The organism is Brevibacterium sp. SIMBA_078 (assembly GCF_046534565.1).
Taxonomy (GTDB): Bacteria; Actinomycetota; Actinomycetes; order Actinomycetales; family Brevibacteriaceae; genus Brevibacterium.
Genome location: NZ_JAWRYQ010000002.1, coordinates 263,298 through 277,205, shown reverse-complemented (window position 1 = coordinate 277,205; position 13,908 = coordinate 263,298). Strand labels below are relative to the sequence as shown.

14 protein-coding genes and 1 tRNA gene are annotated in these 13,908 nt (G+C 63.6%); 12 read left to right on the top strand and 3 right to left on the bottom strand.

Annotated features, from left to right (window positions below; genetic code table 11):
- Positions 1–481: 481 nt before the first annotated feature.
- Positions 482–2,101 carry a cell division protein gene (locus tag SB749_RS09600; RefSeq protein ID WP_139466991.1) on the bottom strand — a complete coding sequence of 540 codons (1,620 nt, stop codon included), beginning with the start codon at positions 2,099–2,101 and terminating at the stop codon, positions 482–484.
- Between the two features lie 233 nt (positions 2,102–2,334).
- Here SB749_RS09600 and SB749_RS09595 point away from each other — a divergent pair, with 233 nt between their 5' ends.
- From SB749_RS09595 to ettA, 10 genes are all read left to right on the top strand, one after another.
- On the top strand, positions 2,335–3,525 hold the full coding sequence (locus tag SB749_RS09595; RefSeq protein WP_410710140.1) for an acetyl-CoA C-acetyltransferase: 1,191 nt from the start codon (positions 2,335–2,337) through the stop codon (positions 3,523–3,525).
- Between the two features lie 87 nt (positions 3,526–3,612).
- Positions 3,613–3,927 (top strand): MTH1187 family thiamine-binding protein, encoded by a 315-nt coding sequence (locus SB749_RS09590; RefSeq protein ID WP_139466993.1) that lies wholly within the window; start codon positions 3,613–3,615, stop codon positions 3,925–3,927.
- A gap of 88 nt (positions 3,928–4,015) precedes the next feature.
- Positions 4,016–4,222: a hypothetical protein gene (locus SB749_RS09585; RefSeq protein ID WP_410710139.1), complete on the top strand. Its 207-nt coding sequence runs from the start codon at positions 4,016–4,018 to the stop codon at positions 4,220–4,222.
- Positions 4,223–4,341: 119 nt separating this feature from the next.
- Positions 4,342–4,415 (top strand) — tRNA-Arg (locus SB749_RS09580).
- 124 nt (positions 4,416–4,539) lie between these two features.
- Entirely contained in the window at positions 4,540–6,237 is a 1,698-nt protein-coding gene (locus tag SB749_RS09575) for a dynamin family protein (protein ID WP_410710138.1), read from the top strand.
- Positions 6,234–7,814: a GTPase gene (locus SB749_RS09570; RefSeq protein WP_410710137.1), complete on the top strand. Its 1,581-nt coding sequence runs from the start codon at positions 6,234–6,236 to the stop codon at positions 7,812–7,814. The genes SB749_RS09575 and SB749_RS09570 overlap by 4 nt, the downstream gene beginning before the upstream one ends.
- Positions 7,815–8,004: 190 nt before the next feature.
- On the top strand, positions 8,005–8,265 hold the full coding sequence (locus tag SB749_RS09565) for a single-stranded DNA-binding protein (RefSeq protein WP_410710136.1): 261 nt from the start codon (positions 8,005–8,007) through the stop codon (positions 8,263–8,265).
- A gap of 33 nt (positions 8,266–8,298) precedes the next feature.
- Positions 8,299–8,598 (top strand): hypothetical protein, encoded by a 300-nt coding sequence (locus SB749_RS09560; protein ID WP_410710135.1) that lies wholly within the window; start codon positions 8,299–8,301, stop codon positions 8,596–8,598.
- A 101-nt stretch (positions 8,599–8,699) separates the two neighbouring features.
- Positions 8,700–9,425: a DUF6993 domain-containing protein gene (locus tag SB749_RS09555; protein ID WP_410710134.1), complete on the top strand. Its 726-nt coding sequence runs from the start codon at positions 8,700–8,702 to the stop codon at positions 9,423–9,425.
- A 109-nt stretch (positions 9,426–9,534) separates the two neighbouring features.
- Positions 9,535–11,217, top strand: a complete 1,683-nt coding sequence (gene ettA / locus SB749_RS09550; RefSeq protein ID WP_410710133.1) for an energy-dependent translational throttle protein EttA — start codon at positions 9,535–9,537, stop codon at positions 11,215–11,217.
- A gap of 208 nt (positions 11,218–11,425) precedes the next feature.
- Here ettA and SB749_RS09545 read toward each other — a convergent pair whose 3' ends face one another.
- On the bottom strand, positions 11,426–11,671 hold the full coding sequence (locus SB749_RS09545; protein ID WP_229663906.1) for a hypothetical protein: 246 nt from the start codon (positions 11,669–11,671) through the stop codon (positions 11,426–11,428).
- A complete protein-coding gene (locus SB749_RS09540; protein WP_410710132.1) occupies positions 11,668–12,576 on the bottom strand; it encodes an acyl-CoA thioesterase in 909 nt (302 codons plus the stop codon). The genes SB749_RS09545 and SB749_RS09540 overlap by 4 nt, the downstream gene beginning before the upstream one ends.
- 95 nt (positions 12,577–12,671) lie before the next feature.
- Here SB749_RS09540 and SB749_RS09535 point away from each other — a divergent pair, with 95 nt between their 5' ends.
- Together SB749_RS09535 and SB749_RS09530 are read left to right on the top strand one after the other, a co-directional pair.
- Positions 12,672–13,214 (top strand): acyl-CoA thioesterase, encoded by a 543-nt coding sequence (locus SB749_RS09535; protein WP_139467001.1) that lies wholly within the window; start codon positions 12,672–12,674, stop codon positions 13,212–13,214.
- Positions 13,211–13,882, top strand: a complete 672-nt coding sequence (locus tag SB749_RS09530; RefSeq protein WP_410710131.1) for a hypothetical protein — start codon at positions 13,211–13,213, stop codon at positions 13,880–13,882. Before SB749_RS09535 ends, SB749_RS09530 begins: the two co-directional genes overlap by 4 nt.
- Positions 13,883–13,908: the final 26 nt, after the last annotated feature.

Sequence of the window (13,908 nt, the reverse complement as noted above, 5' to 3'; positions counted from 1 at the left end):
TGCCACGATCTTCATCCTCGCGTCGCAAGAACAAATGGCAGCAGTCTCCCCGCGATCTGTCCGACTCTGTGGCAGGCATGAGGACAAACCGTTCACTGCCGGACGGAACCTGGTCCGTGCAGACCGTGAAGGGAAACGAATCCGGCAAAGTCTATGTCTGCCCTGGATGTGGCCGGGATGTCAGTGCCGCCTCGAGCCATGTCGTTGCGTGGCGTCAGGAGGCTCCCCACGGAATCGAGATCGGGGTCGAAAGCAGACGGCACTGGCACCAGCACTGTTTCGACCGCTTCCGGTGAGAGTCGGGGAGATCAGATGATCTCCGGGCCGTCGTGAACAGGGCTGGAGTCGACTGAGACCTACAGTCAGCCAACGTGCCTCACAATGACGATGGGACCCGCATCAGCGGGTCCCATCGTCATAGTCGATTCGGCCGGTCTCAGATCAATCGTGCTGGACCCGGTCGGTCTCGACTCAATCGATCTCAGCGCAGCGAGTTGCGCGAGCGCGAGGTCTTCGAGTTGTCCTTCGAGCCGGAGACCTGAGCGTTGATCGAGATCGTGTCCTCGTCGGTGGCGCCGTTGGGCAGATCTTCGCCTGCCGTGTCCTTCTCATCAGCGGCAGAGTCAGCGTTCGACTCCGCAGCGTTCTTCGAAGCAGGAGTCGACTTCGAGCTTTCGGCCGACTCGTCGGAAGCCTTCGCAGGGCCGTTGCCCTCGGCTCCGGCGCCATCATTCTTCGCAGGACCGGTCGACTTCGAACCCCCGCCCGAGGCGGATCCGGACTTCGAGGTTTCGGCGTCGTTCGATGCTGCGTCATCGGTCGACTTCGCGGAGTCGTCGGTCTTGGGCGCATCCGACGAGTCATCGTCGGCCAGCAGGTCTTCGAGCTCCTGACCGTCGGCGATCTGCTCGGTGGCGTGAGACGCCGATTCGGCCTTCGCCGGATCCACTGAGTCGCCGCCCATGACCCCGGGCATAGCGAACAGCGAACGGAGCTGGTCGAGCTGAGCAGTGATCGTCTTGCGCTGCTTCGTGAGCAGATCGACCTGCGACTGTGCGGAGGCGACATTGCGTTTGGCCTCTGCCGCGGATTCCTCAATGGTCGCCTCGGCGGTGGCGCGAGCTTCCGCAATGAGCGTCTGTGCGCGGGACTTTCCGTCGGCGATGATCTCGTCGGCCTTCTTCACTGCGTCGGTGCGAGTCTGCTCCGCACGCTCGGCAGCTTCCTTAGCCTCGGTGTCGGCCTTCGCTGCGCGTGCCTGAGCCTCTTCGACGAGCTTCTTGTTCTCGACCTGAGCCTCTTCGTAGCGCTTCTTGCGTTCGGTCTCGGCTTCCTTGCGCTTGTTCGCGAGCTCGACGTCGAAGTCGTTTCCGGCCTTCTTCGATGCCTCGTCGCGAGCCTTCGCGGACTTGAGCAGCTCATCGGCCTGTGCCTGAGCAGCCGCCACCGTCTCCTCCGCCTCGGTCTTGGCCTCGGCACGCAGATCCGCAGCTTCCTTCTCAGCGGTCGCCCGCAGTTCGGAGAGCTCGAGATCGAGGCTCTCACGAGCCTCCTTCGCGGAAGCGGCATTCGCTTCCTTGGCCTGGTTGGTCTCGCGTTCGGTGGTTGCGCTGAGCTCGGCTGCGCGCTTCTCAGCGGCCTTGATCGTCTCTTCGGCGCGCAGTTCGGCCGAGGAGATGATCGCATCGGCTTCCGATCGAGCATTGGACAGTGTGTCGTTGCTCTCGGTGTGCATCCGAGCGCGAGCGGACGCCGCCTCGGCGCGGGCCTTGTTCCGGATCGTCTCAGCATCGGAATTGGCCTGAGCAAGGGTCTCGCGGGCCTGCGACTCGGCGATCTTGAGCAGATGGTCGATGCGGCTTCCGGGAGGCCCTGCCGCCTCTGCGTTGTCGTTGGCTGCCTTCTTGAGCTGTGCTTTGGCTTCGGAGAGCTCACCGGCGATCTGCAGCTTCGCCCGATCTGCATTGATGACCTGACTGCGCGCATCGGCCAGGGCCTTGCGGACCGACTCGACCTCGGTGCGCAGCTGCTGCAGTCGCGAATCGACTTCACTCTTCTCGTAGCCGCGCATCGCTGTGCGGAATTCTTCGGTGGGCGTCACTGAAGCGAACTCCTGTCATCTTGGAAAGGGGGTGTTCTTAGGCTGTCCTCGTCCTACTCTAACGGAGACTCCATGAGTGTTGGGTGCGAATGCGAGAGTGCGGACAGAGCCTTCGGGGACGTCCATGCGGACCCCGTGATGCAGGCCACATAGGCCTCGACTAGGCTGGTGGATGTCGAAATGCATACGTGTTGCGGACTCGCGTCCGCAACACGGATATCCGAGGAGGAAATATGGCTGATGCAGTGATCGTCGCCGGAGCGCGCACACCGTTCGGGCGACTGCAGGGAGAGCTGTCGAAACTCAGTGCCGTCGAGCTCGGCGCCGAAGCCATCGCCGGGGCACTCGATCGTGCCGGCATTCAGGGCTCCGACGTCGACTATGTGATCATGGGCCAGGTTCTGCAGGCCGGCAACAGTCAGGGTCCCGGTCGACAGGCGGCGGTCAAAGCCGGCATTCCCATGTCCGTTCCGGCTGTGTCGGTCAACAAACTGTGCCTATCGGGAATCAACACGATCACCCAAGCGGCTCATCTGATCCGAGTCGGCGAGTACGACGTCGTCGTGGCGGGCGGACAGGAATCGATGAGCCAGGCCCCGCACATGCTCATGAAGTCGCGTTCGGGGTACAAGTACGGTGATGTCGTCGCCAAGGACCATATGGACTACGACGGCCTTTGGGACGCATTCACCGATCAGGCCATGGGCGGACTGACCGAAGAAGCCAATGCCGGTGACCGCGAGTTCTCCCGCGTCGAACAGGATGAGTTCTCCGCTCGTTCGCACCAGCGCGCCGCGGCGGCACAGAAGGCCGGTGCCTTCGAGAACGAGATCGTGCCCGTGACCATCAGCTCGCGCAAGGGCGATGTCACCATCTCCGCAGACGAGGGTGTGCGCCCTGACACGACGGCCGAGTCCCTGTCCAAGCTGCGGCCGTCCTTCCGGAAGGACGGAACGATCACCGCGGGCAACGCTTCACAGATCTCCGACGGAGCCTGCGCTGTCGTCGTCATGTCGCGTGAGAAGGCCGAAGAGCTCGGCGCTCCGATCCTCGCCGAGATCCGTTCGCATGCCTGGACCGCCGGACCCGACTCGACTCTCCAGCACCAGCCGTCACAGGCGATCAAGGTCGCTGCCGAGCGTGAAGGCGTCGCAGCCGACTCCTTCGACCTCTATGAGATCAACGAAGCCTTCGCCGCCGTCGGCCTGGCCAGCGCCAAGGACCTCGGCATCGACGAGGACAAGGTCAACGTCAACGGCGGCGCCGTCGCACTTGGCCACCCGATCGGTGCCTCGGGAGCCCGGGTCGTCCTCACCCTTGCCCTCGAACTCCAGCGCCGAGGCGGCGGCACGGGTATCGCCGCACTCTGCGGAGGCGGCGGGCAGGGTGACTCGCTCATCGTGACAGTGCCCGCTCAGGCCTGAGCCGAGTCGTTCGACCGCAATTCAGCCAGATGAACCGGTGGGGAGCCGATCGGCTCCCCACCGGACCGGACAGAAGGGACCATCAACATGCTCGCAGCTTTCTCAGTCGCTCCCAGTGGGGGAGAAGGGGCCGACGCCTCGGTCCACGATGCCGTGGCAGCGGCTGTCGAGATCGTCCGCAATTCCGGTCTGCCGCACCGGACGGACTCGATGTTCACGACCATCGAAGGGGAATGGGACGAGGTCTTCGCGGTCATCAAAGAGGCCACCGAGGCTGTCGGCCAGTTCGGCACTCGAGTGTCCCTGGTGGTCAAGGCCGATATCCGTCCCGGCTACACCGGCGAGATCGACGGCAAACTCGAGCGTCTGGAGAAGGCGATCGACGCTCGGGGCGAAGGCTGAGACGAATTCTCCTGAAATTCTCAGTGACGTGAGTCTCATCTGGCGTTAGTCTTTCTCCATCGGATGCATCGATCGAAGGAGATGGACAATGAATGGTGCAAAGCTCTTCTCGGTTGCCACGGCACTCACGCTTGTCGCGTTGCTGGGCTTCATGCTCGCAGGATTCTTCCCGAGCATCGTCGACTTCGCATTCGGGATCGAGGCCGTGGCAGTCATTCTTGCGATGACGGGAGTGGTGGCCGTGTCATTCGTGACGGTGAGGAAGTCGATGGAGAACGCAGCCCGTCACTACTGAGATGTTCCTGCCGAGCTTTCACAGCAGCGTCGGCCCCGGTTCGAGGCGACGGACGAGACAGTCCGCACCGAACCGGGGCCGCTTTCTGTTCTCATCCGGGCATCGGTTACGATGTTTGAGCCTCCGTAGCTCAGTCGGATAGAGCAACCGCCTTCTAAGCGGTAGGTCGCGGGTTCGAGCCCCGCCGGGGGCGCTTCTCACGCCCGCATCCGTTGATTGGGCGGGTCCGTCTGATCCCTGCTGCCGCTGAGCAATTCCGCGCCGATACGGCGTGGCAGTTGGTGCCGAGCTGGGAAAACATAGAGAGTGGAGGCGTGATGACTGAGAGCAAGAGCGCCGTGACGCCGCCGGTCGGCCAAGCGTTGAACGATATCGTCAAACGCGTTTCGGAGACGCGCTTCACCCTGCGCAGCGAAGACTTCGCCGACGCTCGCGCAGCACACTCGGCACTGACTGCGGAACTCAACGACTACGTGCTGCCGCGGATCAACCGTTCGCGGACTCCGTTCCTCATCGCAGTGGGAGGATCGACAGGTGCCGGCAAATCGACACTGGTCAACTCCCTCGTAGGGCGCAGTGTCAGTCCTGCCGGCGTGCGTCGACCGACGACCGGCAACCCGGTCGTCATCTTCAACCCCGCCGATGCCAAGTTCTTCGAATCAGAGCATTACCTGCCTGACCTGCCGCGCAGCTCCGACGCTCAGTCGGCGATGCCCGGAGTCGTGCTCATCGCTGATGAGAACATCGAAGCGGGCACGGCCATCCTCGACTGTCCGGATATCGACTCCATCTCGGAGACGAACCGCGCGCTCTCGCGCAGGGTGCTGCTCAGCGCCGACCTGTGGCTCTTCGTGACGACGGCGAACCGGTATGCCGATGCCGCACCATGGGCCCTGTTGAAGACGGCGGCTGCGCGAAGCACTTCAGTGGCCATCGTTCTCGATCGAGTTCCACCTGAAGCCAACCGCGAAGTCAGGCATCACCTGTCGAGTCTGCTCGCTGATGCAGGACTGGCGAACTCACCGATCTTCTCCGTCGCCGAGCTCGAGCTGGAAGACGGTCTGCTGCCTCATGCGGCGATCTATCCGATTCGCTCCTGGACCACTCAGGTCGGCACGGAGGGCACCTCACTCGAACGTATCCGCAATCGCACTCTGACGGGTGCGATCGCTGCCCTGCCCGCACAGGTCAGAGAGCTCGCCGACTTCGCCGAAACTCAGGAACAGGCCCACATCGCCCTGGTCGGCTCAGTCGAGAAGAGCTTCCGATCGGCTCAATCCGGACTTGCCGAAGTCTTCTCCGACGGACGGGTCCTGCACGGAGAGGTCAATGCCCGCTGGCAGGACTTCGTGGGCACAGGCCAACTCTTCCGCGGACTGGAGCCGACGATGGCTCGAATGCGCGATCGCATCTCCGCAGCGGTGACCGGCAAACACGACGCGGCCACTCCACTGCATGTCGCCATCCTGCGCAGCGCGGCCGTGTCCCTGCGCGAACAGGCCATCGACGTGGTCGATGAAGTCAATGCCGAGTGGCGAAACACCGCTGCAGGTGCGGCCCTCATCGAAGATCAGCCTGAACTGCGCACGGTGGGCGCGGGGCTCGAGGACTCAGTGAAATCGGCGGTGAGCACGTGGTCGGACGAAGTCAACGCGCTCGTGCGCGATATCGGTCAGGGCAAGAAGTCCAAGGCCCGAATCCTGTCCTTCGGCGTTGCAGGCGTCTGCGCCGTCGTCGAATACGCGGCCTTCTGGGATCCGCGGAGCGCCGGCGAAGGCGGACAGAGCACCCGACAAGGGGCAGGAGTCGCACTCAATCTCGCGGAGACGATCTTCGGAGCCGACGAGGCGGCCGGGCTCATCGCATCGATCCGACAGCGCTTCCTCGACGCGGCTGTGGGCATCGTGGCGGGCTGCCGTACTCCTTTCGACAACGCACTGAGACTATCCGCGGTACCGGCGCGGCAAGCGGGCGCCCTGCGCGCCTCCGGTGAACGACTTGAGGTGGCATTGTGAACAGTTCCGCACAGACCGAGATCCGGCGCCTCGCCGAAGGCATCTCACACGCCCTGTCGCTGAGTGATGACAAGCTCGGCGGAGAGGTTCGCACCGATGCTCAGAATCTGCTCGACCGGGCGGAAGACCGCCTGGGCCTGGGAGAGGACTTTACCGTCGTGGCGTTCGCCGGGTCGACAGGCTCCGGCAAATCCTCACTGTTCAACGCAGTGGCCGGTCTCGAGATCGCCCGAGTCGGTGTGCGCAGGCCGACGACTTCACGACCGACCGCTTGCGTCTGGGGCGAGGGCGGCAACGATGTCCTCGACTGGCTGCATGTTCCCGAACGCAGCCGGACCTGGCGCGAGTCCGCGCTCGACGGCGACGATCAGAGACGCCTGCACGGTCTGATCCTGCTCGACCTGCCCGACCACGACTCCACGGCGGTCGAACACCGTGTCGAGTCGGATCGTCTGGTGGGACTCGTCGACGTCGTGTTCTGGGTCGTCGACCCACAGAAGTACGCCGACTTCTCGCTGCACTCCGAGTACCTGACCAAACTCGCCGAGAACAGCGCGAACATGGTCGTCGTCCTCAACCAGATCGACAAACTCAGTCCGGAAGAGCAGAAGGCCGCAACCGACCATCTGCGCCAGCTGCTCAACGAGGATGGGCTGAGCGAAACGAATGTGCGCATCTCCTCGGCCGTGACCCGTGAGGGCATCCCGGAGATCCGCAGCATCCTCGCCGACACCGTCGACTCGAACGATGCAGCGGCCGAGCGGCTGCTGGCCGATATGCAGGCGATGGCCAATCGGATTCGGAAGGAACTCGGAGAACCGGTCTCCTCGCCCGACGAGTTGGCCGGTGCATCCCGACTGGTCGAGACGATGTCCGAAGCCGCCGGTGTCGAAGCCGTGGCACAGACCGTGCACGATGATTACATCCGCCGTTCCTATCGCAAGACCGGCTACCCCATCCTCGCGTGGGCCCAGCGCAATGCGCCCGATCCGCTGGGTGCCAAGCACGGTCAGGACCGGGACGAGCTCGTCCGCGCTTCGGTGCCGGCGACGACGAAGGCACAGAGCTCCCACGTCCGGCTCATGGCGCACGAACTCATCGCAGAATCCGTGTCGACCATGCCGCAGGCATGGCAGAACGAGGCCGCGGAAGCAGAGAAGAAGAGCACCGACGAGCTGTCGGCGAATCTCGACTCGGCCGTCACGGCTGTGGATATCACTCGCCAGAGCCCGGGTTGGTGGTCGCTGGCACACACCTTGCAGATCATCTTCTTCGTCGCTTCGTTCGTCGGTCTCCTCGGCATCATCGTCTCCGCCCTCGTCGCCGTCATCGGTTCGGGTGCCCTGCCGACCTGGTGTTGGATCGTCAGCTTCGGGCTGTTCCTGATCGGCTGCATCGGTTCATTCGTGACTTCTCTGATGGCAAAGTCTGCGCGGGCCAAAGGCGCGAAGGAAGCGGCTTCCGAGGTCGACGGCAAGCTGCGGGACGCGGTCGGCCGCGTCGCCCAGAGCTCGTATCTCAACTCGGTGAAGAGCGTCATCGGAGAGCACCGACGGGCTTACGAGATGCTCGGCTGAGACGCAGACGCGCGTCTCCGACTCGAACACACTCCGTGGGCTACTCGGACAATGAAGCCCTGTGGACGGAGAACCTCTGTCCACAGGGCATTTCATGTTTCTGGACACTGGAGCGAAGGACCGGGCTGACTGGAGATCCATGCGGACGCAGACGACCGTATGGTTCCATCACACCGATTTGGAGACTCCGATGTCCGCAATCCCGATCACCGTCACCGGCACCATCGCCACCGAACCGAGCGCACGTACGCTGCCGTCCGGGCGAGCCTGCGCCTCGTTCAGGCTGGCCGTCAACCATTGGAGAGTCGACAAGAACACCGGTGAGTTCGTCACCGACGGCACCTCGTGGTTCGGCGTCGACTGCTACGGCGACCTGGCGAGCAATTCCGCGATGTCGCTCAACACGGGCGCCGCAGTGATCGTGTCGGGCAGCTTGAGGAATCGAGAATAGGCCACCGAGGAGCGCAGCGGAATCTCGCCGACGGTGGTCGCGGAGCATATCGGCCCCGACTTGAGGTACGGAACCGCTCATTACAAGCGCGCCAAAGCAGCCGACCGCTCACAGTCGACGGCCGGAGAGTCGAACTCTGAGTCATCCGGATCGAACGATTCGGGTTGGAGCGCCTTGGGCCCAGCCGAAACGCCGCCGGAGTCCGAATCCGACGGTGACACCGATCATGGCGACATCGTCGATACCTCGAGCGGCGACGATGCCGATATCGACACCGGTGCCGAAGATGATCCGATCGCCCAGCAGACCGCAAAAGTCGCGGCGCCCTTCTGATCGCGTGAATTCCTTGGCATCCTGTCGAATCGATGCGCCTCGCGGCCCAAGTCATCCGCTAGAGTGAGACTGTCAATCGTCCCCTCTCGCCGAGGTTGCAGATGCGTCTTGTTCCTGTGCTGAGTGCTGCGGCACTGACTCTGGCATTGTCGGGCTGCTCGCTTCTCGGCTTCGGTGCCGATGATTCGCAGCCGCAGCCGAAGCAGACCCAGGCTAAGCCCGTTGCCGAAGTCGACAAGGTGCTCAAGGCACTCAAACCGCTGACCGGTGACAAGGAATCGGTGCCGTCGACGAAGAAGTTCTTCTCCACGATGCTCGACGCCGGATATGAGCCCGAACAGCTCGAGGCGACGATCGACGAATCGCCACTCGGCAATGAAGTTCCTTCGAAGATGTTCGGAGTCAAGACCGACAAGGGGTGCGTCGTCGGCGAGATCCGGAAGGGCAAAGCCACCGCCGACCTCGTCCAGCCCACGGAATCGACGGGCTCCTGCCTGTTCGGCGAAGTCGAACGGCCGAAAGGTGTCAAAGCGCCGAAGGGCGAGAAGCGCGACGAAGACGGCGACTCGAACGGTGCCGGCCACCTGCCCGGCGAGGACATCAACGGCAAGGACGGTGAAACCGAGAGCCCCGCGCCGAGTGAAGACGAATCCTCGACGGCAAGCACCGGGGGAGCGGAAGGGACTGCGGGCTCCGAAGGCACCGACAGTCCCCAAGGAACCGACGGTTCGCAGGGCACCGACGGTTCCTCCGGTGAGGGCGGGTCCGAGGAGACCTCGAACGAGGGTGACACTTCGGGTGAAGCCCCGTCTCTCGGCGGAGGCTGAGCGCTCGTCAACGCAGGTCTGGCCGCCTCGGCGGAAGTTCGGACATCCCCGACGGATGCCGAGCGTCAAGTGGCGCTGGGGTGCGCCGAACCGATAGCCTGAGAGCACTATGGCCGAATTCATCTACACCATGCACAAGGCGCGCAAAGCGCACGGTGACAAAGTCATCCTCGACGATGTATCGATGTCGTTCTACCCCGGAGCGAAGATCGGTATGGTCGGCCCCAACGGCGCCGGCAAATCAACGATTCTGAAGATCATGGCGGGAATCGAGCAGCCCTCCAACGGTGAAGCTCGACTCAGCCCCGGGTACTCGGTGGGCATCCTCATGCAGGAGCCGCCCCTGAACGAAGAGAAGACCGTCCTCGGCAACGTCGAAGAAGGCGTCGGCGAGATCAAGGCGAAGGTCGATCGTTTCAATGCCATCTCCGAGGAGATGGCCGACCCCGACGCGGACTTCGACGGCCTCATGGAAGAGATGGGCAAGCTGCAGGAGGCCATCGACGCCGCTGACGCTTGGGATCTCGACTCGCAGCTCGAACAGGCGATGGACGCTCTGCGGTGCCCGCCGCCGGACGCGGACGTCTCTGTGCTCTCCGGCGGTGAACGTCGCCGTGTGGCACTGTGCAAGCTTCTGCTCGAGAAGCCCGATCTGCTGCTCCTCGACGAGCCGACGAACCACCTCGATGCGGAATCGGTGCTGTGGCTCGAGCAGCACCTGAAGACCTACCCGGGCGCTGTCATCGCGATCACCCACGATAGGTACTTCCTCGACCACGTGGCCGAATGGATCGCCGAAGTCGACCGTGGGCACCTCTACCCGTATGAGGGCAACTACTCGACTTACCTCGAGAAGAAGCAGGAGCGCCTTCAGGTCCAGGGTAAGAAGGATGCGAAACTCGCCAAGCGGCTGAAAGACGAACTCGAATGGGTGCGTTCGAACCCGAAGGCGAAGCAGACGAAGTCGAAGGCCCGTCTGGCCCGCTACGAAGAGATGGCGGCCGAGGCGGAGAAGACGCAGAAGCTCGACTTCGAAGAGATTCAGATTCCGGCCGGCCCCCGCCTCGGTGATGTCGTCATCGAAGCGGACAAGATCGAAAAGGGCTTCGATGGGCGCAAACTCATCGACGGTCTGAGCTTCTCCCTGCCGCGCAACGGCATCGTCGGCGTCATCGGACCCAACGGCGTCGGAAAGTCGACGCTGTTCAAGACGATCGTCGGTATGGAAGAGCTCGACGGAGGAGATCTCAAGGTCGGAGAGACCGTGAAGATCTCCTATGTCGACCAGTCCCGCGGCGGAATCGATCCGGACAAGAACCTGTGGGAGGTCGTCTCCGACGGACTCGACTTCATCCAGGTCGGCAAGGTGGAGATGCCCTCCCGTGCCTATGTCTCCGCGTTCGGATTCAAAGGCCCGGACCAGCAGAAGAAGGCCGGAGTCCTCTCCGGCGGTGAGCGCAACCGCCTCAACCTCGCTCTTACCCTCAAACAGGGCGGAAACCTGCTCCTGCTCGATGAGCCGACGAACGACCTCGATGTCGAAACCCTCGGCTCGCTGGAGAACGCTCTGCTCGAGTTCCCCGGCTGCGCCGTGGTCGTCTCGCACGATCGCTGGTTCCTCGACCGTGTGGCCACGCACATCCTCGCGTGGGAGGGCACAGAGGAGAACCCGGCGAACTGGTACTGGTTCGAAGGCAACTTCGAAGCCTATGAGAAGAACAAGGTCGAGCGTCTCGGCGAAGATGCGGCCCGCCCGCACCGAGTCACCCACCGCCGTCTCACCCGCGACTGATCTCAGTCCGGTCTGAGCCGAACCGGTTCCGACTCTTCTTTCGCACACAGTGATGCCCCGGTCATAGAGACCGGGGCATCACTGCGTCCGTGCGGAACAGGTGGACGATGAATGCGCCCGCACAGAATCAGTGGCAGTCGTGCGCTGCGTCCGCTCGCGGACGGTCCAAGCGGGCCAGCGTGCAGCCGCGACCGAGTGAGGAGAAGAGTCAGTCCTCTGAGCGGCGGGTGAGTCCGCCGAGGTTCGCGATCCCTCTGAACAGCAGACGGACGAGGATCGTGCCGATGACTCCACACACAACGGCCAACAGCCCGCAGACCGCCACATGCAGATCCGTGCGCCCCATGAACGCCACGAGGCTGAGCAGCCCGATGACGAGGAAAAGCGCCACATTGACCAGTCGGCTGAGGATGGTGCCGATGATGTCCATCATCGTCGGGTCCTTACTCGTCACTGAACCTCCTTGACCCGGACCATGCCTTCCTGGGCCACAGTGGCCAGCAGGGTCCCGTCCTGAGCGAAGATACGGCCGTAGCCGAGACCGCGCCCACCCTGTGCAGCCGGAGACTCCTGCACGTAGAGCATCCAGTCGTCGACGCGCACCCGGTGGTGCCACCACATCGCATGGTCGAGGCTGGCCACCCGCAGCCCCGGGGTTCGCCACGTCAGTTCGTGATGACGAAGGACAGGTTCGAGCAGGTTGAAGTCACTGGCATAGGCCAGAGCCGCGGCATTGAGCACGGGATCGTCGCCGAACGTCGAACTGGCTCGGAACCAGGAATGCTGTTCGGTGATCGAGGGATCCGAGACGCCCGAGGTGTGCAGAGACGGCTCGACAGGACGGACCTCGAAGGGACGCTTCCTCAGCCAGTCGCTGACGACCGGAGAATCCTCCTGGCCGATATAGTCAAGCAGTTCCGGGCAGTCCTCGGGAGCCGGCAGCCCGGTCGGCATCTGCTCGGCATGGCTGAGACCGGGCTGCACGTCCTGGAACGAAGCGCTCAATGACAGGATCGGCGCGCCCTTCTGATATGCGTGGACGCGGCGGGCAGAGAACGAACGGCCATCGCGCAGCCGCTCGACGCCGAATTCGATGGGCTCGCTGACATCGCCGGCGCGCAGGAAATATCCGTGGAGTGAATGGATCAGGCGGTCAATGGGAAGTGTGGCAGCGGCTGCGACGACACACTGTGCGAGCACCTGCCCGCCGAAGACCCGACCGTCGGGTTTGTACTGACTGTGCCCGATGAAGAAGTCCGTTTCGCTGGACGCCGCAGTGAACTCGAGTCGGCGCAGATCGAGGATCTCGTGCAGCCGAGCTACGTTCGCCTCCGCTTCGGAGGATGCTTCGTCGGTCATGGGCTTCTCCCTCGGATGACTGGGCTGATCGTGCGTACGAGTCACGATCCTATCGCGTGCGGCACCGTCGTGATGAAGGTGGCATGATGGGAGGCATGCACTCTGGCGCCACCAACCCCCTTCTCGACGAATTCACCCGCGTACTGTTGGAACTGAGATGGGGTGATATGGACGCCTACGGCCACGTGAACAACGTCACCCAGCTCAAACTGCTGGAAGAGGCTCGCGTCCGTGCCCTCGGCTCTCCCACCCACAGTTCCGATGCACCGACCACGCCGGGAGAACATGGGGTGTCCGAGACGGTCAGCGGGGTCGAGATACCGACGATCTTCGCCGACGCCTCTGCCACCACCGAGCTGTTGGTTGCCTCCCACGCCATCGAATACCGTGCCCCGATTCCCTATCGGACCGGACCCATCGCGGTCGATCTCGTCATCAGCGAAGTCCGACCCGCCTCGGTGACGGTGGGCTATGTCATCTGCGAACCGGACGGTTCGCGCACCTACACGGTCGCCGAGACCGTCATCGTCTTCATCGACATCGCCAGCGGCCGGCCACGGCGCCTCAGCGAAGCCGAGACCGTCGCGATGGAATCGGTGCTCGGCACGCCCGTTCCGCTGCGGAGGGCCCGACGATGACGGATCTGCATATCAACGACCCACTGTCGATGCGGGATCTCTCCGCGTTCACTTCACTGGCGCACAGGGCAGATGCTGACGGAGCGATGCGACTGCAGGTCGCCTCCGACGTCCTGGCCGCCACCGTGGCACCGTTGTTCCCGCACGGGCTCGGCGACTCGACACCGCTGGTGCTGGCCATGCGGATGCTGCGCCTGGACGACCACGAACAAGACGGATTCGACGAGGCGGTGCCGCTGTCGAATCTGCTCGACCGCTTCGCCCGAGACGAGAACGGAACCACTCTGCCGGTACCGCCGAATTCGGTGCTCGTGTCGTGGACCGGGATCGCGCCTCCGCGCGGAGGCTGGTCCGAATACGACACGATCAGCGTCGGACGGCTCCACGAGACTGCGGAGTCAGGGATCGCGGAGATCAGCACCGGTGCGCCCGAGGGTTCCGGGGGACACGCGGTCAAGGCTCTGCGTTCCCGCGTGTGGTCACGTCCGATGACGGGCGAGCAGGGAACCGGGATGCCAGGAGGATTGGCCTTCGCCGCCGCTGCGCTGCGCTTCATTCCACCAGCGGGTCGCGATGACGACCGTCAGCTGCGCATCATGGAATCCGGAAACTGGCTGCGTCTCGTCGCCCCAGGCGGTCACCTGCTCACGCGTGCCCGCGGACTGTGATCAGCGGTCTGTGGTCACCGGAGAGT